The organism is Thalassobaculum litoreum DSM 18839, assembly GCF_900102465.1.
Lineage (GTDB): Bacteria > Pseudomonadota > Alphaproteobacteria > Thalassobaculales > Thalassobaculaceae > Thalassobaculum > Thalassobaculum litoreum.
The window spans coordinates 246,520-266,801 of record NZ_FNBW01000008.1 but is presented as its reverse complement, the minus strand read 5'-3'; the positions used below and the strand labels follow the sequence as shown (position 1 = coordinate 266,801).

The following is a 20,282-nucleotide window of genomic DNA, read 5'->3' as shown; positions in this document are numbered from 1 at the left end:
GGGCGGAGAGTGGCCCCCGGCGTCCCGGCGGGCTGATGGCTGGATCCCGGCGCAGGGCCGGGAAGACGACAACAGCGGGAAGCCAAAAGAAAAAGGGGCGACCCGAAGGCCGCCCCCTGTCCTGCGATCTGTCCGGCGATCCGGTACGGATCAGAGATGCTTCAGCACGTTCTCGGCGCTGGACACGTCGTAGGCGCCCGCGTCCTCGACGAAGAGCTGGGAGACCGTGCCGTCCTCGACCACCATCGCATAGCGCTGCGAGCGCACGCCGAGGCCGCGCTCGGTCAGGTCGAGCTCCAGGCCGATGGCCTTGGTGAACTTGGCCGAGCCGTCGGCCAGCATCACGACCTTGCCGTCGGACGCCTGGTCCTTGGCCCACACGCCCATCACGAACGGATCGTTCACCGCGACGCAGGCGACCGTGTCCACGCCCTTGGCCTTCAGCGCGTCGATGTTCTGCACGAAGCTCGGCACGTGCTGGGCGGAGCAGGTCGGGGTGAAGGCGCCCGGCACAGCGAACAGCACCACCTTCTTGCCCGCGAACAGCGCCGCGTTGTCCAGGGTGTCGATCCCGTCGGCCGTCTTGTGCTGCAGCCCGACGTCCGGAAGCTTGTCGCCAACCTTGATGGTCATCACCGTCTCTCCCTGTGAGGAACCGGACCGGTCGTGGCCGGTCCAATTGGAACTGATGGTTCCCTAAATAGGCCGGTTCTAGCGCGAGTCCAAGCCGGCGGTTCGCGCGCCGCCGCCGGCCCGGTCGATCGCCTCCTTCACCGCCGCCGCCGACAGCAGTTCCGGCAGGGCGATCCCCTCGGGCGCCGCCGGGCCGTAGACCGCGTTGAACGGGATGCCGTAGCGCCCGAAGGAGGCCAGATAGTCGGAAATCGCCGGGTCGGGATTGGTCCAGTCCGCCTGCATCGCCGTCACGCCGCCGCCCGACAGCAGGCCTGCCGTCGGGTCGGTCTCCAGCACGAGCTGCTTGTTGACCTTGCAGGTGATGCACCAGTCGGCGGTCACGTCGACGAAGACCACCGCCCCTTCGGCCACCATCCGGTCGATCTCGGCCCGGTCGAAGGCTTCCCAGGCGATCGTCCGATCCGGTTGCGTGCCGGCGGGACGTCCGGAGCCGCCCTCCGGTGCGTGGGTCACACCGGCAACGGCGAGAACCCCGGCCAGGATAGCCGCCCCGGTGAGTCCCGCCCCGCCCCGTCCGGAACGGTGCAGGAGGGCGAGCACCACGGCGCCGGCCACGAACAGCCCGGCCACCGCCAGCACGCCGGTCCGGCCGATCTGCACCGCCAGCACGGTCAGCAGCCACACGCCGGTCGCCAGCAGCGCCAGGGCCAGGATCCGCCGGAAGGTCACCATCCAGCGTCCCGGCCGCGGCAGGGCCCGGGCGATCGACGGCACGGCGGCGACCGCCAGATAGGGGAGTGCCAGGCCGATCCCCATGATCGCGAAGACGGTCAGGATCTCCGCCGGGCCGCGCGCCAGGGCGAAACCGACCGCCGTGCCGAGGAACGGCGCCGAACAGGGCATAGCCAGCAGGGCGGCGAAGGCGCCGGTCAGGAAATGGCCGACCAGCCCCTTGCCGTGCGCCCCCTCCGCCGGCAACCGTCCGCCGAAATCGGCCAGGGCGCGCGGCAGGGCGACCTCGAACCAGCCCCAGAGATTGGCCGCGAACAGCAGGACCACGGTCGCCATCGCGGCGAGGAACAGGGGCTGCTGGAACTGGATGCCCCAGCCGACCGCCACGCCCGCCGATTTCAGCCCGGCGAGGATGCCCGCGAGCAGCACGAACGAGGCGACGATCCCCGCCGCCGAGGCCAGGAAGCCACGCCGGATCGCCCCGCGCTCCGCCCCGCCGTAGTTCAGCACCGAGACCAGCTTCAAGGACAGGACCGGCAGCACGCAGGGCATCAGGTTGAGGATCAACCCGCCCAGCAGCGCGAAACCGAGCACCGCCCACAGATCGGCCGCCCCCGCCGGCGCCGCCCCGGCGGCCACCGTCAGCGGCCGTTCCACGAAACGGTCGCCATCCACCAGGGTCAGACGCAGGTCCGCCCCGTCGAGCCGGGCCTCGCCCCGGGTTCCGACCGGCACACGGACCGTCGCCGCCCGGGCGCTGTCGGACAGGGTGATCTCCGGCAGGCCGTAGGACAGCCCCTCGGGGCCTTCGGGGAAGACATCCAGGGAGTTGATCGGCTCGGCCGAAGTGACGGTCAGCACCAGGGTCGGGCTCTGCGGATCGCCCGCGGCCCGGGCCGACACCACGTCCAGGCCCACGCCCGGCAGGTCGCGCGGCACCTGCGCCGTCCAGCGGTTCAGCAACTGGGTGAAGGCCGTGGGCTCCGCCGGGCCCGCCGGCAGGTCGAGGCTCAGCGTTGCCTCCAGCGGCACGCAGATCTCGCTGCAGGCGAGTGCGTTGACCTGGGCCGTCAGGGCGAGCGGTGCGCCGGACCGCGCCAGCCGGGCGACAATCGGATAGACCACCTGATCCTTGTAGCCGAAGGTCTCCAGGCCGAAGAGGGAGAAGCGGTGCGGGACCGGATAGAGGGTCTCCGTCCCCGCCAGATTGTCGGAGCCGTCCCAGGTGACCTGCGGCGGGTAGCCGGCGTCGCCGGCCGAGCGCCAGTAGACCTTCCAGCCTTCCGCCAGGCGGAACTCCAGCCCCAGCGGGATCTCTTCCCGCCCTTCGGTGCCGGCCACCGCGGAGATCAGACGAATATCGGCGAACTCGGTGCTCACCCAGGGCGAGGCGGGCTGGGCCACGGCCGGGCCGGCGGCGATCGACCCCACGGCCGACGCCAGGAGGGCGAGGAGGATGAGCAACTGGCTGGCACGAAATTTCATCACAGGCCCGTCCGGCTCACTTTGAAGTCACAGCGAGACCCCAATATAGTAGGCGACGGCCACGGGGAACGTCACAACCGCGGGACCAATGGTCGCGCGGGCAGTGGAGGACAGGAATGGACCCGGACGATTTCATCCAGTCAGACGAGACGAAGGACGAGGCCGAGGGCTATCTGACCGGGCAGCTTCTGATCGCGATGCCGGCCATGCGCGACCCCCGTTTCACCCGCACCGTGATCTATATGTGCGCCCATAACGACCAGGGTGCGATGGGGCTGGTGATCAACCGGCTCGTCGGGTCGATCAAGTTCGCCGACCTGCTGGAGGAACTGGAGCTGGAGAGCGCACCGGTCGATGCCAGCCACTATCCCACGATCCATTTCGGCGGCCCCGTGGAGACCGGACGCGGCTTCGTGCTGCACAGCGACGACTATCTCCGCGACGACAGCATGCCGCTCGAGGACGGTCTGGCACTGACCGCGACGGTCGATATCCTGCGCGACATCGCGCTGGGCTCCGGTCCGCGCAGGGCGATCCTGGCGCTCGGCTACGCCGGCTGGGGACCGGGCCAGCTGGACGGCGAATTACAGGAGAACTCCTGGCTGTCGGTCGAGAGCGACCCCGACCTGCTGTTCGGTGCCGCGCTCGACGACAAGTGGGACCGGGCGCTGGCCAAGCTCGGCATCAGCGCCTCCCTGCTGTCGACCGATGCGGGTCACGCCTGACGCGCCTAGAGAAAATCACGATCGGATGGAAACATCTGCTCGTGGGAATTTGCTTTATCTGTAATGGGTTATCTAGCGATTCACGGTACAGATCGTTTCGATCTGAACCGATCGCGCTCTAATACTCGTCGCGCCGCCGCAGCCAGCTCATGCCCCGACCGCCCTCGTCCCGGCCCTTCGGCGTAAGGTCGAGCAGACGATAGGCGCCGTTGATCGCCTCCACGCCCCGGCCGTAGGTCGAATAGGCATGGGCGACCCCGCCATCCTCCAGCCGGATGAAGATACTGATCCCCGGCATCTCGTCGTTCGGCACGGCGTCGGTGTAGTTGTAGCCGCCGGCCGACCCCGCCTGCATATCCGGGAAGGTCACGCCGAAATCGCGGCTGAACGCCCCATCCACGGCCGACACCCAGTCGAAGCGCCAGCCCATCCGCGCGCGATACGCCTGCAGCCGGTCCAGCGGCGCGTTGGAGGTGCACAGGAACCGGGTGTCCCGGGCAACGAGGTGGACGTCCACACCGTCGAAATTATCGGCCCAGAACGAGCAGCTCTTGCAGCCCTGCTCCCAGTCCGCGCCGAGCATGAAGTGGTAGACGGCGAGCTGTCCCTTGCCGGCGAACAGGTCGGCCAGGGTCTCGCGGCCCCGTACGGTGTCGAACAGATACTCCCGCTCGATCCGCACCCAGGGCAGCGCGCGCCGCTTCTCCGCCAGCGCGTCGCCGGCCCGCATATGCGCCTTCTCCTCGGCCAGGAGCGACCGACGCTCGGTCAGCCATTGGGCGCGGTCGACGATCCGGTGCAGGGTCATAGGACGGCCTCCTTCTCAAGCAGGGCGTGGATCGAGCCGAAGCTCGCCGACCAGCCGGAGCCGACCCCCTTGCGGGCGTCCTCCCTCCGGATGGCCGCGTGGGTCAGGCGCACGAAGGTGCCCTCCTCGGCCGGCGCGAAGGTTACGGTCACCTCGGACTCCGGCGTGACCTCGACCCGACCGTCAGCGAATTCCCGCTCGTGGCACCAGGTGAAGACCAGCCTGCGGTCCGGCTCCACCGTCACATAGGTGCCGCGCAGGGCGTCGCGGGACACCTCGGTCGGTGGCATGGTGAATTTCCAGGCCCCGCCCTCCCGCACGTCGGTCTCGATCGCCGCCATGCTGTGCGGCGCCTGGCCGAACCAGGCCTTCAACTCCGCCGGGTCGGTCCAGGCCCGGAACAGCCGCGACGGCGACGCCCGGAAGGTGCTCTCCACGATGACGGGATCGCTGCCATGGGGCGATTTCAGGAACGGCAGGCTCATGGGTTCTCCTCCAGGTACCGGGCGAGGGCGACGAACCGGCCTTCCCAGAACGTCTGGTACGTCTCCAGCCATTCGGCCGCCTGTTTCATCGGCGCCGCCTCCAGGCGGCAGTAGCGGGTGCGCCCGCGCTTGCTGACGCGGACCAGCCCGGCTTCCGACAGCACGCGGACATGTTTCGACACCGCCGTCTGCGACATCTCGAAGGGTTCCGCGATCTCCGACAGGGCGGCTTCGCCCCTGGTCAGACGGGCGAGGATTGCGCGCCTTGTGCCATCGCCGAGAGCGGCGAAGGTCTGGTCGAGCTGGGTCATCGGGTCGGCCCTCTAAAGTCAACTTATTGGTTGACTATATCGATCGATCCATAATAGTCAACCGATCAGTTCACTTTTTATGGAGGCTTCCGATGATGCTGTACTCGCATCCGATGGCGCCCAACGCGTTGCGTACCCTCGTGTTCCTGGTCGAGAAGGGGATCGAGGTGCCGATCGAGCCGGTCGACCTGATGGCGGCGGAGACCCGCACCCCCGCCTTTCTGAAGAAAAACTCCCTGGGCGAGATCCCGGTCCTGGAACTGGACGACGGTACGCTGATCGCCGAGAGCGTGGCCATCTGCCGCTATTTCGAGGCAGCGCATCCCGAACCGTCGCTGATGGGGGCGACACCCGTGGAATCCGCCCAGGTGGAGATGTGGAGCCGGCGCATGGAGCAGCAGATCCTCGGCCCGATCGCCCAGGTCGGGCTGCACACCCACGAGTTCTTCGCCGAGAAGGTCGAGCAGGTGCCCGCCTACGCGGAGACCCAGGTCCGGCTCATGGCCAAGAAATGGGCCTGGCTGGACGCCGAACTGTCCGACGGCCGCACCTTCGTGTGCAACGACCGGTTCTCGATCGCCGACATCACCGGCATGGCCGCCCTGCATATCTGCGACTTCTTCGGCCACCCCGTGCCGGAGGGCGTGCCCAACGTGAAACGCTGGGAGACCGCGATGCGCGCCCGACCGAGCTGGAAGCGCTGAGCCATGGCCGTCGATGCCGAGCTCAACGAGCGCCTGCGCGCCGCGCTCGACGGTATTCCGTGCATTTCCGAGAAGCCGATGATGGGCGCGACCTGCTTCTTCCATCACGGCAACATGCTGGGCGGCGCCGACCGGTCGAAGACCGGGGAGCGCCGCTTCCTGTTCCGGGTCGGCCCGGAGGGGACCGCGAAGGCGCTGTCCCGCCCCGGCGCCCGGCCGGCGGAGCGGGGCGCACGGGCGATGCGGGGCTTCGTCTTCGTCGATCCGGAGAGCTGCGACGCCCGGGCGCTGGAAGGCTGGATCGACCTGGCGATGGACTACGTCTGGGCGCTGCCTGCCAAAGCGCAGCCGCTCAAGATCTAGTTTGCGAAGCTGGGGTCCTTGCGCTCCATCATCCGCACCAGGGCCGGCCATTCGATCGGATCGACCGTGCCGATATTGGCCGCGCCCTTCTCCCACTGCTGTGCTGTGTGCTCCGCCACATGGGCCGGCGGGCGGGCGGGTTTCATGCCCGACGCCATCACCTCCATCTGCAGCCGGCAGGCGCGTTCCAGGTAATAGATCCGCCGGAACGCCTCGGGCACCGAACGGCCGCAGGTCAGCAGGCCGTGGTTGCGCAGGATCATCGCGTTCCTGTCGCCCAGATCGGCGACCAGCCGCTCGCGCTCGTTCAGGTCGGTCGCCATGCCTTCCAGCTCGTGATAGGCGATCCGGTCGTGGAACTGCAGTGACTGCTGGTCCAGCGGGATCAGCCCCTCCTGAGTTGCCGCGACCGCGCAGCCGGCCCGGCTGTGGGTGTGGATGATGCAGCGCGCGTCCGGCCGCGCGCCGTGAATGGCGGAATGGATCACGTATCCCGGCCCGTTCACCGGGTAATCGTCCTCGTCCAGGGGCGTGCCGTCGATATCGACCCGCAACAGGTTCGAGGCGGTGATCTCCGTGTAGTGCCGTCCGAAGCCGTTGATCAGGAACACTTCCTTGCCGTCAACCTTGTACGGCAGCTTCGCCGTGATGTGGTTAAACACCAAGTCGGCCATGCCGAAATGCTCGACCAGCCGGTAGCTGCAGGCGAGGTCGACGCGCAGCTTCCACTCCTCCTCGGAGACGGCGCCTTGGCGGCGGTCGGGGGACAGGGCGGTGACGGACATGGCGGGCCTCCCGGATCGATTTTTCGGTTTCCCGCAGTCTATCGAGGGGACGGATCGCCGTCGATCCGCCAGGGCGGCACCCGCCAGACCTCCGCCAGATAATCGATGAACACCCGGATCTTGGCCGAGACGTGCCGGCTCTGGTGATGCACCGCGTGCACCGCGATCTCCGGCGACCGCCAGTCGGTCAGCAACGGCACCAGGGAGCCTCCGGCGAAATGCGGACCGAGCACGAAATCCGGCTGCAGCACGATGCCGGCACCGGCAATCGCCGCCTCGGTCAGCACCTCGCCGTTATTGGCCGACATGGGGCCACGAGGGCGGATGCTCGCCTCCTCCCCCGCCGCGTTGGCGAAGCGCCAGGACGGCCCCTCCGCCGAATAGGCGTAACCGAGGCAGGCATGATCGATCAGGTCGGACGGGTGCCGGGGCGTGCCGCGCAGCGCCAGGTATTCCGGCGACGCGGCCAGATGCAGGCCGACCGGCGCCACCCGCCGGGCGACCAGGGTGGAGTCGGTCAGCCGGCCGATGCGCACGGCCACGTCGTATCCCTCCTCCAGCAGATCGACCACTCGGTCGTTCACCGTCAGGTCCACGGACAGGTCCGGATAGCGGCGCAGGAACGGCGCGATCGTCGCCGCCAGATGGGTGCGGGAGAAGGAGACCGGCCCGTTGATCCGCAGCAGCCCGGCCGGCGCCAGCCGCTCGCCCCGTGCCTCGGTCTCCGCCACCTCGAAATCGTGCAGCAGGCGCCGGGCCCGCTCCAGGTAGCGGCGGCCCGCATCGGTCAGCCGCACCCGCCGGGTGGTCCGCTCCAGCAGCTTCACGCCGAGCCGGTCCTCCAGCGCCTGAACGTGCTTGCTGGCCATGGCGCGGGACAAGTCGAGCCGGTCGGCCGCCACCGAGAAGCTCTCGGCCTCGGCGACGGCGATGAAGGTCGAGAGAAGGGCAAACCGATCCATTGTTAATTATGATGAGACAATCATTTTCAAACTGCACCAATTATTTTCCGCATTAACCATCGTATCTCTGTCTCACGAAACACGGCGGGGGCCCGCCTCCAAGATCGGGGCCGCCACATCAGAGATGGAGAACACCATGTATGACACCATCGACGCCCGCACGGCGCCCTATGCCGCCCTGCTCCTGCGCGTCACCCTTGGCGTCGCCTTCGTCGCCCATGCCGGCCTGAAGGTCTTCGTCTTCACCATTCCGGGCACCGTCGGCTACTTCGAGAGCATCGGCTTCCCGGGCTTCTTCGCCTACCTGGTCATCCTGGCCGAGACCGGCGGCGGCATCGCCCTGATCGCCGGCGCCTATACCAGGCTGATCTCGCTGCTGCTGGTCCCGGTGATGATCGGCGCCCTGCTGCAGCACACCGGCAACGGCTGGCTGTTCACCGCCGAGGGCGGAGGCTGGGAGTATCCGGCCATGTGGCTGGCACTGCTCTTCGTCCAGGCCGGGCTCGGTGACGGCGCCTATGCGGTGAAGCTGCCGCGGCCGGCGATCCTTAGCTCGACCGCCGCCTGACCCCTCCCCGTACCGCCATCCGAATGGGGGCTCGGCTGCTCGACGGCCGGGCCCCTTTTGTTTAGGAGAAAAGAACCATGACACCGCTTCCCGCGATCTTCGTCAGCCACGGCTCTCCGACCCTCGTGCTGGACGACGTGCCGGCCCGCGACTTCCTGCGCGGCCTCGGCGCGGACCTGCCGCGGCCGCGTGCCATCGTCGTTGTCAGCGCCCATTACGAAGCCCGCGGCGTGCGGGTGAACACGTCCGCCCGGCCGCGGGTGATCCACGACTTCTACGGCTTCCCCAAGGCGCTGTACGAGATGGACTATGCGGCACCGGGCGATCCCGCTCTGGCCGCAGATATTCTGCGCCGGCTGCGCGATGCCGGGCTGGACGCCACGGGCGACGAGGGCTGGGGCTTCGATCACGGCACCTGGGTGCCGCTGACCCTGATGTATCCGGACGCCGACATCCCGGTGGTCGCCGTCTCCGTCGACCCCGATGCCGGACCGGAGCATCACCGATGCCTCGGTGCCGCCCTCGCGCCGTTGCGCGACGACGGGGTGCTGATCCTCGGCTCCGGCGCCTTCACCCATAACCTGGGCGAGCTGCGCCGCGGCGGTTGGGCCGAGCTGGACGCGCCCGACTGGGTGACCCGCTTCGTCGACTGGACGGCCGGCGCGATCGAAGACGGCCGCAGCGACGACCTGCTGCACTATCGCGACCGCGCACCCGACGCCGTGCGCAACCACCCGACCGAGGAGCACTTCCTGCCGCTCTTCGCCGCCCTCGGCGCCGGCGGCTCCGGCACGGGCCGGCGCCTGCATGCCAGCACCGTCTTCACCGTCCTCGCCATGGACGCCTACGCCTTCGGCTGACGAAAGGAACCCGCCCGATGACCGAGATCACCCGCCGCGTCCTGATCACCGGTGCCGCCTCCGGCATCGGCGCCGCCACCGCCCGGCGGCTGGCCGGTCCCAGCACCGCATTGCTGCTGCACACCCGCGGCAATGCCGACCGGCTGGAGAGCGTGGCGGGGGAGCTTCGGGACACCGGATCGGTCGTGGAGACCATGCTCGGCGATCTGGCCGACCGCGATCTGTCCGCCGCGCTGGTCGGCCGGGCGGCGAAGGCGTTCGGCGGTCTCGACGTGCTGATCGCCAATGCCGGATGGGCGCGCAACGTGCCGCTTCTCGACTCGACCCTGGAGCAGCTTGAGACGCCGGTGGACGCCATCGCCCGAGGCTTCGCCCTGATGGCCCAGGCGGCGGCCCCGCATCTGAAGGCCAGCCCCTGCGGCCGGGTGGTCGCGGTCTCCGCCTTCGGCCCGCATGTCTACCGGCCCGGGGTGATGACCTTCCCCGGAACCGCCGCCGCCAAGGCCGCGCTGGAGACCCATGTCCGCTCGCTCGCCTTCGAACTGGCGGCGCACGGAGTGACGGCGAACGCCGTGGTCCCGGGGTTCATTCAGAAGGATGCCGGCACGAACCGCGCCGTCACCCCCGACGCGGCGACCAAGGTCGAGGCGCAGATCCCCATGGGCCGGCTCGGCACCCCCGACGAAGTGGCCGCCGTGATCGTCTTCCTGCTGTCGCCGGAGGCCGGCTACGTCACCGGCCAGCTCATCCACGTGAACGGCGGGCTGGTCTGAGTCGCGACCGGGGGGCTTACTCGGTCGTGCCGAACAGGCGGTCGCCGGCATCGCCCAGGCCCGGCACGATATAGGCCTTCTCGTTCAGCTTTTCGTCCAGGGCGGCCACATAGATCGGCACGTCCGGATGATCCTGGTGGAACCGGCGTACCCCCTCCGGAGCGGCGACCAGCGCCATGAAGCGGATACGGCTGTCCGGCACCCCGTGCGTGTTCAGCACGTCGGCGGCATGGCTGGCGGAATTGCCGGTCGCCAGCATCGGATCGACCAGCACGAAGACCCGCTCCTCCGCCGCCGGCAGCTTGACCAGGTATTCCACCGGCTCATGGGTCTTGGGGTCGCGGTAGAGGCCGACATGACCCTCATAGGCGGTCGGGATCAGCTCGCGCAGCCCGTCCACCATGCCGAGACCGGCGCGCAGCACGCCGACCATCACCAGTCGCGGCTCGGCCAGGGTCGGCGCCTGCATGGTCGCCACCGGGGTCTCGATCTCGCGGGTGGTCGCCTCCAGGGTGCGCGTGACCTCATAGCCGAGGAACAGCGCGATCTCCTTCAGCAGCACCCGGAACTTCGAGGTGGACGTCTCCTTCTCGCGCATGATGGTCAGCTTGTGCTGGACCAGCGGGTGATCGACGACGAACAGGTTCGGAAAGGCGGGATCGGTCTTCATGGCATCGACTCTCGGCTCGGGCAGGCATCACGGGACAGCATAACTTTTGCGCCCGGTATAGGCGACCGCACACGAAAACGCCCGCCTTTTCAGGCGGGCGCGGTACGCGACTGGGAGACCCCAGAATGGATTAAGCTAGAAAGGATCAGGCGGCAGCCTTCGCCTCGGCGGCGAGGATGCGCTTCTTCAGGCGGCGCGCCTCCAGCGACAGCTCGGACGCCCGGGCCGACTTCAGGAACGCGTCCAGACCGCCACGGTGCTCGACGGTGCGCAGGGCGCCGGTCGACAGGCGCAGGCGGACCATCTCGCCCAGCGCGTCGGACAGCAGCGAGGTGTCCTGAAGGTTCGGCAGAAAACGGCGACGGGTGCGGTTGTTCGCGTGGCTGACGTTGTTGCCGGTCAGCACACCCTTGCCAGTAAGATCGCAGCGACGGGCCATGACACGTTCCTCGACATTCTTTCCTGGCCCCGCCCGGACGCATCCCGCGGCGATCGGCCCACGTAAAACAGCGGCGTCGCCGGACAAAGGCGACGCGAGGCGCGGGATATACGTGAGGCCGGCTGAGGCGTCAAGCGTCGAGACGCCCTGCCGGCCCGGTTTCAGGCGGTTTCCTCGTAGGCCATCGGCGGCAGCATCGGTCCGGTGCGCACGCTCGGCCCCGCCAGGACCATCTTCGACTTCACCGGCGAGGACAGCACGATGGACGTGGTGGTCTCGCCATAGGTCCGCAGCTGGGCGATCACATGCTCCAGATGGGTCATCGAGGAGACGATGACCTTGATCATGTAGCTGTCCTGCCCGGTGATGTGGTGGCACTCCTGCACCTCGGACAGCGTGTGCGCCACCGTGGCGATGCGGCCGTGATTCTCACCGATGGTCTTCAGATGGACGAAGGCGATCGTCGGATAGCCGAGTTTGGACGGGTCCACCATGGCACGGTAACCGGTGATGACCCCGGTATCCTCCATCCGGCGCACGCGTTCGGCGATGGCGGGAGAGGACAGCCCGACCCGTCGGCCGAGCTCGCTATAGGAGAGGCGTGCATCCTCCTGCAGGACCCGCAGGAGCTGCCACCCGACCTTATCCAATTGAGCGTCCACGTCACCGGCCATCAGCGTTTCTCACTGGTTATGACTTGATTTGTCCTGTCGCCGCGCGACACCAACAATTCAGCAAGTTTTTGATGAATTTCAAGTTGTTGTGAAAATACGCGAATCTCCGTCGGGCGGCAAGCGCGCCAGCCGGCCCTGACGTCAGGGGCGACGCCCTCAAATGGCGGGACAACTCCTATGGCGCGTATTTCAAAATCCGTATTGCACCCACGGTGGCACCATGCAATCGTGTGCAACTTGCATGCGGTAGTGTGCTTTTTTGTATGCGCCGCGGCGGAGAAACAAGGCGTATGCATTTGACCTGCCGACGGTATTTCCTGCCCGTCGGCCTTTCCCGAGACCAGAAAGAGACAGCGGACGTGACGAAGGAGTTGAGCCGGAACCGGCAACGTAGAAACGTCACCCTAGGTTCCCGGCGGACAAGCGTCAGTCTGGAAGAACAGGTGTGGGACGGGCTCACCGAAATCTGCCGCCGGGAGGAGGTCGGTCTGGACGAGCTCTGCACGGCGGTGGAGATCCGGCGGGTCGATTCGTCGATGTCCTCGGCCCTGCGAGTCTTCCTGCTGACCTATTTCCGTCACGCCGCCGAGCTGCTGGAGATGCCGCAGCGCTCCCAGCCTAGTCTCGGCCAAGCCCCTCAGGCCGCGTTCCCCGGCCTGCTGGAGGCCACCATGGACCGCTTCCACGCCGAACAGAAAAGCGCCGCCGGCAAGACCTGAGTCCCCAGGACCTGAGGCCGGGGACCTGAGGCTCGAGGGCGTGAGGCTCGAGGCTGGGCCTCCCCCTACCAGGTCAACCGCGCCGCCACATAGGTCGGCATCGCGCCCGGCTCCGCCAGGAACGCCTCGACGCCCGCACGGTCGAGCTCGCCGTCGCGCAGCAGGCGTTCGTGGTGGATGCCGTCGGCCAGCAGCAGCGACGCCATGCCCGCGGCGTCGGCGCCGGCGATATCCGTATGCCGGTTGTCGCCGACCATGATCAGCCGGCCGCCGGGCGCGCCGAGCAGCTCGGCGGCGCGCAGGAACACCGGCGCGTGGGGCTTGCCGTGGTAGTGCACGCTGCCGCCCAGCGCCTCGTAGCGGGCCGCCATGGAGCCCGCATGCATCTTCAGCCGGCCCTGGTCGAAGACCGCGAGGTCGGGATTGGCGCAGATCATCCCCAGCCCGCGCTCGGCCGCCTCGGCCAGCCGGTCCTCGTAGGTCTCGACCTGGTCGAACTCTCCGGCCGGCCCGGCGTTCAGGATCCAGTCCGCCTCTTCCAGACGCTCGACCAGGGTGAACCGGGTGCCCGGCAGGATGTCGCCGAAGCGGTCCGGGGCGAAGGTGTAGACCCGCGATCCCAGCCCGGCGTGGAACGCGTCCAGACCGTCGATCAGATAACGTCGCGCCTCGCCGCCCGAGGTGATCACCACCCGGTACAAGTCGCCCGGAATGCCGAGCCCGGTCAGCCGCTCCTCCACCACCGCGGTCTGGCGCGGCGAATTGGACATGATGGCGACCGGGACACCGCGCGCCGCCAGGTTCTCCAGCACGTCGCGCGCGCCCGCGAACACGGCCCCGCCGTCGTAGATCGTCCCCCAGACGTCGAAGATCCAGCCATCGTAACGGTCGGCAAGGGCGGACACGCCGTCGGCCAGGATCTCGGCCGCGTTCTGGGTCATCGGGACACTCTCTCGCTTGGTGGTCGCTACTTCTTGTCGACGAGGGGACGGGGTTCGCCGAAGAGGTATCCCTGCCCGAAATCCACCTTCAGTTCCAGCAGATCGAGCAGCATGTCCTCGCTCTCGATCTTCTCCACGATCAGGTCCATCGCGTAGCGGTCGAGCGCGCCCTTGAACGAGCGCATGTCGAGCACCGGATCGTCGCCGCGGGCCATCTCGTGCAGCAGATGGGCGTTGACCTTGACGTAGCGGAAGCCCTGACCCGACAGCTCCTCCAGGTCGAGGTCCAGGTCGTGCACCTGATCGAGAGAGAAGCGGTAGCCGACGCCGCGCAGGCGCTGCAGGTTCATCCGGGTGATGTAGTCGCCGGCGGCAATGCTGGCGTAGTCGAACTCGAAGACCAGGGTCTCGGCGAGCTGCCGGTTCTCCGCCATGAAGGTGATGAAGTCCTGGAAGAAATCGACATCGGTCAGCGAGGCGTTGGAGATGTTGCAGAAGAAGCCGACATCCAGGTGATCGCGCCGGGCACGGCGCACGAGCTGCACGCAGCGCACCAGCAGCAGGTTGTCGATCGCCGCAACCAGCCCGGCCTGTTCGGCGACGGGAATGTACTGCTCCGGGGTGATGACCGAGCCGTTCGGCAAGATGATGCGCGAGAAGCACTCGTAGAATCGGCGCTTGCGCTGGGGCAGGCTGACCACCGGCTGCAGGTAGAGCTCGACCGCCTCGTCGCGCAGCGCCTGTTCGATCGCCGCCAGGAGCTCCTCGCTCTCCATCATGACGACCTGGCCGCCGCGCGCGCCGGTGGGCACGGCGACGACCGTGTCCGACTTGCCCGGCGCCGATATCGCGCCGCCCGCGCTGTCCTTGCGGCCGGCGAGCTGCTTCAGCAGACCCTGCAGCACCTTCAGCTCGCCGGAGAGGCGCTCGGCATCGGGCAGGTCGTCCAGGCGGTCGCGCAGGGTTTCGACCTCGGCCCGGGCGAGCTCGGCCTCCTCCTGCAAGGCGGCGACGCGGCGGACCACCTCGCGCAGGCGCCGCTCGGCCCGTCCGGCGGCAAGCCGTCCGGCGATGGCGATGTGCCAGGAGATGAAGATCCCGGCCAGCAGCACCAGGACCACCGGACCGGAGGCGAGCAGGTACGTCTCCGCCGCCCAGGCGGCGGCACCGGCGGCTCCGAGATAGACCAGGGCGATCAGGATGTGACCGATGATGACCTGCTCCCTCGGCTGGCGATGCGCACGCGTTGTCCTCAGCCGCCGGCCAACTCGGCCGCGTCGACGCCGACGGCCTCGCCGATGGCGGCATAGCCGTCGGCCGCCATGCGGGCGGCGAGATCGTCCCGGATCCGCCGGAACAACCCCGGTCCGTTATACACCAGGGCCGAGTAAAGCTGCACAAGCGAGGCGCCGGCCCGGATCTTGGCATAGGCCGTCTCGCCGCTCTCCACCCCGCCGACGCCGACCAGAACCAGCCGGTCCCCGGCCAGCAGGCGGGCGCGGGCCAGCACCTTGGTGGACGGCGCGAACAGCGGCCGGCCGGACAGCCCGCCGGTCTCCCCGCGCGACGGCGACCGCAGCGACTCGGGACGGGCAATGGTGGTGTTGGAGATGATCAGCCCGGCCACCCCGGCGCGCACCGCCGTCTCGACGATGGCTTCCAACTGTCCCTCGGCCAGGTCCGGGGCGATCTTCAGCAGCACCGGCGGTCCGTTCGGCCCGCAGGCGGTCGCCCGCGCCGCCACCACCGCGTCCAGCAGCCGGCCCAGCGCCCCCTCGCCCTGCAGGTCGCGCAGGCCCGGTGTGTTCGGCGAGGACACGTTGATCGTCAGGTAATCGGCCAGGGGTGCCAGCATGCGGACGCCGTAATCATAGTCCTCGACCGGATCCGCCGTGTCCTTGTTGGCGCCGACATTGACGCCGAGGATGCCGGCGTGCCGGGCATGGCGCGCCAGACGCCCCGCCGCGGCGTCGAGACCATCGTTGTTGAAGCCGTTGCGGTTGATCACGGCCGCGTCCTCCGGCAGCCGGAACAGCCGCGGCCGCGGATTGCCCGCCTGGGGACGCGGCGTGATGGTCCCGACCTCGACCGCGCCGACGCCCAGGTTCAGCAGGGCGTGCCAGCATTCGGCACTCTTGTCGAAGCCGGCGGCGAGGCAGACCGGGTGCGGGAAATCCAACCCCATCAGGCGCTGCGACAGGCCCGGCGGCGGGGCGGAACGGTCCACGGGCGCGATCCCGGCCGCCAGCGCGCGGACGGTGGCACGGTGGGCGGTTTCCGGATCGAGACGCCGCAGGAGCGGCAGGGCGAGATCGAACATCGACATGGCGCGAGACGGTAGTCGGTGCTCCGGCGCCTCACAAGCATTCGAATGGGAAACAGCGCGGGTGACGGTGGCGCGTTGGCAAGCCCGCATCGGGCGGGCTAAGGTCGGTCCAAACAACACATCATCGACGGAGCATTCCGATGGCCACGCCTCCCAAGGCCTTTACCTACGTGGACCAGGATCAGAGCTGGCACGAGGGCAACCCCATGGTTCTCGGTCCGATGACCCAGTCGACCTGGCTCGGCAGCCTGGTGTTCGACGGCGCCCGGTGGTTCGAGGGCACCATTCCGGACGTGGACCAGCACTGCGAGCGCGCCTGCCGCAGCGCCCGCAACATGCTGCTGGAGCCGAAGATCCGGCCGCAGGAGATCGTCGAGCTGATCAAGGACGGCGTGTCCAAGTTCGACGGCAGCACCGCGCTCTACCTGAAGCCGATGTTCTGGGCCGATGGCGGCTGGATCTACCCGGATCCGGACACCACCCGCTTCATGCTGACGATCTACGAGAGCCCGCTGCCGGAGGATACCGGCTTCAGCGTGAACATCTCCGAGAAGGTCCGGCCGATGCCGACCGCCGCGCCGGTCGACGCCAAGGCCGCCTGTCTCTACGCCAATGCCGGCCGCGCCCTGAAGCTGGCCCACGAGGCGGGATACGACAATTGCGTGGTGCTCGACCCGATCGGCAACGTCGCCGAACTGGCCACCGCCAACCTGTTCTTTGCCAAGGACGGCGAAGTCCACACGCCGATCCCCAACGGCACCTTCCTGAACGGCATCACCCGCCAGCGCGTGATCAAGCTGCTGACCAAGGCCGGCTACAAGGTGCATGAGCGGGTGGTGACCACCGGCGAGCTGATGGAGGCCGACGAGATCTTCTCCTGCGGCAACCACGGCAAGGTCATGTCGATCACCAAGATCGTCGACCGGGCGCTGCAGCCGGGGCCGATCACCGCCAAGGCGCGGGAGCTGTACTGGGCCTATGCCCATGGCGATGCGTAACCCCGACGCGAGACCGCAGGCAACACCATGACCTTCACCGTTGGCGGCCTCTGCCGCCGCACCGGGCAGTTCGGCACCGCGCTGTCCACCTCCTCCATCGGGGCCGGCGGGCGCTGTCCGCACGCCGCCCCGGGGCTCGGCCTGGTGGTGACCCAGGCCCGCACCGATCCACGCCTGGGTCCGCTCGGCCTCGACCTGCTGCGCGGCGGCCGCAGCGCCGAGGAGGCGGTGGCCGCCATCGTCGCCTCCACCCCGCACAGCGCCTGGCGCCAGCTCGGCGTGCTGACCGCCGACGGCGAGGCCGCCGTGTTCACCGGCGAAAGCTGCGCCCGGCCGGCCGACGGGCTGGTGCTGGGCGACGGGTTCGTGATCGGCAACTGGGTGAAGAGCGAGGCGGTCCTGGCCGGTATCGCCGCCGGGTTCGAGACCGATCCCATGGCGGAACTGGCCGACCGGCTGATCCAGGGGCTTGAGGGCGGCGAGGCCGAAGGCGGCGAGCTCGACCCGCTGCAATCGGCCGCCCTTGTCGTCTGCGATCCGGGCTATACCTTCCCGATCATCGATCTTCGGATCGACAACTCGCCGACCCCGATCGCCGACCTGCGCCGCACCTGGGAGCGCTGGCGCGAGATCATGGACGGCTATCTGCTGCGCGCCGTCGATCCGGCCGCCGCCCCCGACACCCGCAGCCTGGAAGGCCACGCATGATCCGCCCGCCCGCACCCATCGTCGCTGTCGCCGCCCTGCTTCTCGCGCTGACCGCCTGTGGCGGACTGGAGAAGGCCCGCCAGATGCCGCAGGACGAGATCGCGGCGATGTCCGACGAGGAAGTCTGCGGCTATCTCTCGACCTTCGCCTACAAGGGCCGCATGCCCGAGGCCTGGGAGAACGAGGCGGTACGCCGCGGCCTGACCCGCTGCATCGACGAGGGCATCAAGAAGCGCGCGGTCGACAACAAGATCGACCGCAGCAAGCCGATCCTCTGCCCGCAGGGCCAGAGCACGCAGGACTCGCGCTGCTGGTGAGGCCACCCGGTCGGCCCTTAGCCGTTCTCGTCATCCCGGATCGTCCCCGGGCCTGACCCGGGGCGAGGCCGGGACCCAGCCGCCCGTGCCACGGTCCCGGGCAGATCCCGGATCAAGTCCGGGCTCTGCCGGGATGACGGTATTGAGAGAAAGAAGGAAAAGGCGGCAGCCTCAGGCCGCCATGTCCTCGCCCTTGAGCGCCTTGTCCAGCAGCGCCACCGTCTCCGCCACGCCGTACAGCGCGATGAACGAGCCGAAGCGCGGGCCCTGGGACTGGCCAAGCAGCGTCTCGTACAGCGCCTTGAACCAGTCGCGCAGGTTCTCGAATGCATGGCGCTTGCCGACCTCGTAGACCTCGGCCTGCAGGTCCTCCGCCGAGGCGTCGGCCGACATGCCGTCCAGCACCGCCTTCAGGTCCTCCAGCGCCGCCCGCTCCACCTCGGTCGGCGCGCGGTACTGCTTCGCCGGCCGCACGAAGTCCTGGTAGTAGCGCACCGCGTAGCCGACCAGCGTGTCGAGCAGCGGGTTGGCCTCCGGGCTGGCGTCCGGCGCGTAGCGGCTGACATAGCCCCAGACCACGCTCTTCTCCTCGGCGTGGCACACACTGGCCAGGTTCAGCAGCAGCGAGAACGACAGGCCGGAACTCTCCGGCGCCGGCGGCTGGCCGTTATGGATGTGCCAGACCGGGTTTTCGATGCGCTTGTCGGTGTCCTCGTCGGGGAACTTGGACAGGAACGTCAGGTAGTCGTCGACGGTCTTGGGGATCACGTCGAAATACAGGCGCTTGGCCCGGCGCGGCTGCTGGTACATGTACAGCGCCAGGCTGTCCGGCGGGCCGTAGGTCAGCCACTCCTCGACCGACAGGCCGTTGCCCTTGGACTTGGAGATCTTCTGGCCGTCGGCGTCGAGGAACAGCTCGTAGTTGAACCCCTCCGGCGCGGGCCGGCCAAGGATCTTGGTGATCTGGGACGACAGCTTGACCGAGTCGATCAGGTCCTTGCCGGCCATCTCGTAATCGACGCCCAGCGCGTACCAGCGCATCGCCCAGTCGCACTTCCACTGCAGCTTGCAGTTGCCGCCGGTGACCGGGACGCTCATCCGCTCGCCGGTCTGCGGGTCGTCGTAGGAGACCGTGCCGGCCTCGACGTCCTTGTCGACGATCGGCACCTGCAGCACATGGCCGGTGCGCGGGCAGACCGGCAGGAACGGCGAATAGGTCGCCCGCCGCTCGGGGCCGAGGGTCGGCAGCACCACATTGGTCACCGCGTCGTAGTTCCGCAGCACCTGCAGCAGTGCTTCGTCGAACCGACCCGAGGTGTAGCACTCGGTCGCCGAGTAGAACTCGTACTGGAAGCCGAAACTGTCGAGGAAGCCGCGCAGCCGGGCGTTGTTGTGGTGGCCGAAGCTCTCGTGGGTGCCGAACGGATCGGGGACGCGGGTAAGCGGCATGTTCAGGTAAGGCGCCATCGCCTCCTGATTGGGGATGTTGGTCGGCACCTTGCGCAGCCCGTCCATGTCGTCGGAGAAGGCGACGAGCTTGGTCGGGATGTCGCTCATCATCTGGAAGGCGCGGCGCACCATGGTGGTGCGGGCGACCTCGCCGAAGGTGCCGATATGCGGCAGGCCCGACGGGCCGTAGCCGGTCTCGAACAGGACGTAGCCCTTTTCCGGCGGCGCGTCCTTGTACCGCTCGACCAGTTTGCGCGCCTCCTCGAACGGCCAGGCGCGGGCGTTCGTGGCGAGTGTGCGCATCGGGTCGGCGGACATCGGATCGGCTCCTTCGGAAGGATGTGAAAAAACGCGCGGAAGCTACGGCGCACGCGGGCCGGGGTCAATGAAGAGGTGGACGACGCGGCTTGGGAAGCCGGTCAGGAAAGCTTGGCCAGCATCTCCAGGAACTTCCGTCTGTCCCCGGCATCGAGCGGCTCCAGCGTCCGCTCGGTCACCCGCATGCCCAGCGCCGTCACCTCGCGCACCAGTTCCTGACCCTGCTCCGACAACCGCAGCTTGGTGCGGCGCTTGTCGTCGGGGTCCGGCTCGCGGGTGATCAGACCGCGCTCTTCAAGCCGGCGGATCACCCCCTGGATGGTGGCCGGGTCCATCGCCGTCATGCGGCCGAGCGCGTTCTGGCTGGCCGCCCCCTCCTCCGCCAGCATGGCCAGCGCCGCCCATTGGGTCGGGGTCAGGCCGGCCTGTTCGAAGGTCTCCAGGAAGATCTGGGTGGCGCGCTGGTGGGCCCGGCGCAGCAGGTGGCCGATCTGCTCCTGCAGGACGTAGGAACGGCCGGCCATCG

25 protein-coding genes are annotated in these 20,282 nt (G+C 68.5%); 10 read left to right on the top strand and 15 right to left on the bottom strand.

The features are described 5' to 3' along the window. Positions 1–150 precede the first annotated feature (150 nt). Both BLS34_RS14820 and BLS34_RS14815 read right to left on the bottom strand, forming a co-directional pair. Complete coding sequence (locus BLS34_RS14820; RefSeq protein WP_028793689.1) at positions 151–633, bottom strand: peroxiredoxin; 483 nt, start codon at positions 631–633, stop codon at positions 151–153. Between the two features lie 78 nt (positions 634–711). Next, positions 712–2,853 (bottom strand): protein-disulfide reductase DsbD family protein, encoded by a 2,142-nt coding sequence (locus BLS34_RS14815; protein ID WP_093151407.1) that lies wholly within the window; start codon positions 2,851–2,853, stop codon positions 712–714. Between the two features lie 116 nt (positions 2,854–2,969). Here BLS34_RS14815 and BLS34_RS14810 point away from each other — a divergent pair, with 116 nt between their 5' ends. Further along, positions 2,970–3,578 (top strand): YqgE/AlgH family protein, encoded by a 609-nt coding sequence (locus BLS34_RS14810; protein WP_038013828.1) that lies wholly within the window; start codon positions 2,970–2,972, stop codon positions 3,576–3,578. Positions 3,579–3,696: 118 nt separating this feature from the next. Here the strand turns inward: BLS34_RS14810 and BLS34_RS14805 are convergent, their stop codons facing one another. Genes BLS34_RS14805 through BLS34_RS14795 form a run of 3 tightly spaced genes read right to left on the bottom strand, consistent with a single transcriptional unit; the run spans position 3,697 to position 5,182 of the window. Beyond that, positions 3,697–4,386 carry a DUF899 domain-containing protein gene (locus tag BLS34_RS14805; protein WP_093151404.1) on the bottom strand — a complete coding sequence of 230 codons (690 nt, stop codon included), beginning with the start codon at positions 4,384–4,386 and terminating at the stop codon, positions 3,697–3,699. Continuing rightward, on the bottom strand, positions 4,383–4,871 hold the full coding sequence (locus BLS34_RS14800; protein ID WP_175474241.1) for an SRPBCC family protein: 489 nt from the start codon (positions 4,869–4,871) through the stop codon (positions 4,383–4,385). Before BLS34_RS14800 ends, BLS34_RS14805 begins: the two co-directional genes overlap by 4 nt. Further along, entirely contained in the window at positions 4,868–5,182 is a 315-nt protein-coding gene (locus tag BLS34_RS14795; protein WP_093151399.1) for an ArsR/SmtB family transcription factor, read from the bottom strand. The genes BLS34_RS14800 and BLS34_RS14795 overlap by 4 nt, the downstream gene beginning before the upstream one ends. 92 nt (positions 5,183–5,274) lie before the next feature. On the opposite strand from BLS34_RS14795, the gene BLS34_RS14790 reads away from it, so the two are divergent. Together BLS34_RS14790 and BLS34_RS14785 are read left to right on the top strand one after the other, a co-directional pair. Continuing rightward, positions 5,275–5,886 carry a glutathione S-transferase family protein gene (locus BLS34_RS14790; protein ID WP_215906119.1) on the top strand — a complete coding sequence of 204 codons (612 nt, stop codon included), beginning with the start codon at positions 5,275–5,277 and terminating at the stop codon, positions 5,884–5,886. Between the two features lie 3 nt (positions 5,887–5,889). Further along, positions 5,890–6,249 (top strand): TfoX/Sxy family protein, encoded by a 360-nt coding sequence (locus tag BLS34_RS14785; RefSeq protein WP_093151397.1) that lies wholly within the window; start codon positions 5,890–5,892, stop codon positions 6,247–6,249. Here the strand turns inward: BLS34_RS14785 and BLS34_RS14780 are convergent. Next, entirely contained in the window at positions 6,246–7,034 is a 789-nt protein-coding gene (locus BLS34_RS14780; RefSeq protein ID WP_093151394.1) for a class II aldolase/adducin family protein, read from the bottom strand. The genes BLS34_RS14785 and BLS34_RS14780 overlap by 4 nt on opposite strands. 38 nt (positions 7,035–7,072) lie before the next feature. Then, positions 7,073–7,996, bottom strand: a complete 924-nt coding sequence (locus BLS34_RS14775) for a LysR family transcriptional regulator (RefSeq protein ID WP_093151391.1) — start codon at positions 7,994–7,996, stop codon at positions 7,073–7,075. 136 nt (positions 7,997–8,132) lie between these two features. Here BLS34_RS14775 and BLS34_RS14770 point away from each other — a divergent pair, with 136 nt between their 5' ends. The 3 genes from BLS34_RS14770 to BLS34_RS14760 all read left to right on the top strand — a co-directional run bounded on the left by BLS34_RS14770 (position 8,133) and on the right by BLS34_RS14760 (position 10,197). Then, positions 8,133–8,564: a DoxX family protein gene (locus BLS34_RS14770; protein ID WP_028793680.1), complete on the top strand. Its 432-nt coding sequence runs from the start codon at positions 8,133–8,135 to the stop codon at positions 8,562–8,564. A 77-nt stretch (positions 8,565–8,641) separates the two neighbouring features. Further along, positions 8,642–9,424, top strand: a complete 783-nt coding sequence (locus BLS34_RS14765; protein WP_028793679.1) for a DODA-type extradiol aromatic ring-opening family dioxygenase — start codon at positions 8,642–8,644, stop codon at positions 9,422–9,424. 17 nt (positions 9,425–9,441) lie between these two features. Beyond that, positions 9,442–10,197 (top strand): SDR family NAD(P)-dependent oxidoreductase, encoded by a 756-nt coding sequence (locus tag BLS34_RS14760; protein ID WP_028793678.1) that lies wholly within the window; start codon positions 9,442–9,444, stop codon positions 10,195–10,197. Positions 10,198–10,213: 16 nt separating this feature from the next. On the opposite strand, the gene upp is transcribed toward BLS34_RS14760, so the two are convergent. The 3 genes from upp to BLS34_RS14745 form a co-directional block, all read right to left on the bottom strand. Next, positions 10,214–10,867 carry a uracil phosphoribosyltransferase gene (upp, locus tag BLS34_RS14755; protein ID WP_028793677.1) on the bottom strand — a complete coding sequence of 218 codons (654 nt, stop codon included), beginning with the start codon at positions 10,865–10,867 and terminating at the stop codon, positions 10,214–10,216. A 145-nt stretch (positions 10,868–11,012) separates the two neighbouring features. Next, positions 11,013–11,306, bottom strand: a complete 294-nt coding sequence (gene rpmB / locus BLS34_RS14750; protein WP_028793676.1) for a 50S ribosomal protein L28 — start codon at positions 11,304–11,306, stop codon at positions 11,013–11,015. A 161-nt stretch (positions 11,307–11,467) separates the two neighbouring features. Beyond that, positions 11,468–11,980 carry an Lrp/AsnC family transcriptional regulator gene (locus tag BLS34_RS14745; RefSeq protein WP_038013820.1) on the bottom strand — a complete coding sequence of 171 codons (513 nt, stop codon included), beginning with the start codon at positions 11,978–11,980 and terminating at the stop codon, positions 11,468–11,470. Between the two features lie 263 nt (positions 11,981–12,243). Here BLS34_RS14745 and BLS34_RS26675 point away from each other — a divergent pair, with 263 nt between their 5' ends. Further along, on the top strand, positions 12,244–12,699 hold the full coding sequence (locus BLS34_RS26675) for a ribbon-helix-helix domain-containing protein (protein WP_084618743.1): 456 nt from the start codon (positions 12,244–12,246) through the stop codon (positions 12,697–12,699). A gap of 65 nt (positions 12,700–12,764) precedes the next feature. Here the strand turns inward: BLS34_RS26675 and BLS34_RS14735 are convergent, their stop codons facing one another. The 3 genes from BLS34_RS14735 to BLS34_RS14725 all read right to left on the bottom strand — a co-directional run bounded on the left by BLS34_RS14735 (position 12,765) and on the right by BLS34_RS14725 (position 15,966). Further along, positions 12,765–13,640, bottom strand: a complete 876-nt coding sequence (locus BLS34_RS14735) for a TIGR01459 family HAD-type hydrolase (protein ID WP_028793675.1) — start codon at positions 13,638–13,640, stop codon at positions 12,765–12,767. 26 nt (positions 13,641–13,666) lie between these two features. Then, positions 13,667–14,752 (bottom strand): EAL domain-containing protein, encoded by a 1,086-nt coding sequence (locus tag BLS34_RS14730; RefSeq protein WP_139189339.1) that lies wholly within the window; start codon positions 14,750–14,752, stop codon positions 13,667–13,669. A 140-nt stretch (positions 14,753–14,892) separates the two neighbouring features. Then, entirely contained in the window at positions 14,893–15,966 is a 1,074-nt protein-coding gene (locus BLS34_RS14725; protein WP_093151389.1) for a quinone-dependent dihydroorotate dehydrogenase, read from the bottom strand. A 140-nt stretch (positions 15,967–16,106) separates the two neighbouring features. On the opposite strand from BLS34_RS14725, the gene BLS34_RS14720 reads away from it, so the two are divergent. The 3 genes from BLS34_RS14720 to BLS34_RS14710 are packed head-to-tail and all read left to right on the top strand — an operon-like array spanning position 16,107 to position 17,989. Beyond that, complete coding sequence (locus tag BLS34_RS14720) at positions 16,107–16,964, top strand: branched-chain amino acid aminotransferase (protein WP_028793673.1); 858 nt, start codon at positions 16,107–16,109, stop codon at positions 16,962–16,964. 27 nt (positions 16,965–16,991) lie between these two features. After that, on the top strand, positions 16,992–17,672 hold the full coding sequence (locus tag BLS34_RS14715; RefSeq protein ID WP_093151386.1) for a DUF1028 domain-containing protein: 681 nt from the start codon (positions 16,992–16,994) through the stop codon (positions 17,670–17,672). Then, positions 17,669–17,989, top strand: a complete 321-nt coding sequence (locus BLS34_RS14710) for a hypothetical protein (protein WP_028793671.1) — start codon at positions 17,669–17,671, stop codon at positions 17,987–17,989. Before BLS34_RS14715 ends, BLS34_RS14710 begins: the two co-directional genes overlap by 4 nt. 171 nt (positions 17,990–18,160) lie before the next feature. On the opposite strand, the gene BLS34_RS14705 is transcribed toward BLS34_RS14710, so the two are convergent. Continuing rightward, positions 18,161–19,756 carry a lysine--tRNA ligase gene (locus BLS34_RS14705; RefSeq protein ID WP_093151383.1) on the bottom strand — a complete coding sequence of 532 codons (1,596 nt, stop codon included), beginning with the start codon at positions 19,754–19,756 and terminating at the stop codon, positions 18,161–18,163. A 101-nt stretch (positions 19,757–19,857) separates the two neighbouring features. Beyond that, the gene (locus tag BLS34_RS14700) at positions 19,858–20,280 is read right to left on the bottom strand and encodes a MarR family winged helix-turn-helix transcriptional regulator (RefSeq protein WP_093151380.1); all 423 of its coding nucleotides are present in this window, start codon (positions 20,278–20,280) and stop codon (positions 19,858–19,860) included. Positions 20,281–20,282: the final 2 nt, after the last annotated feature.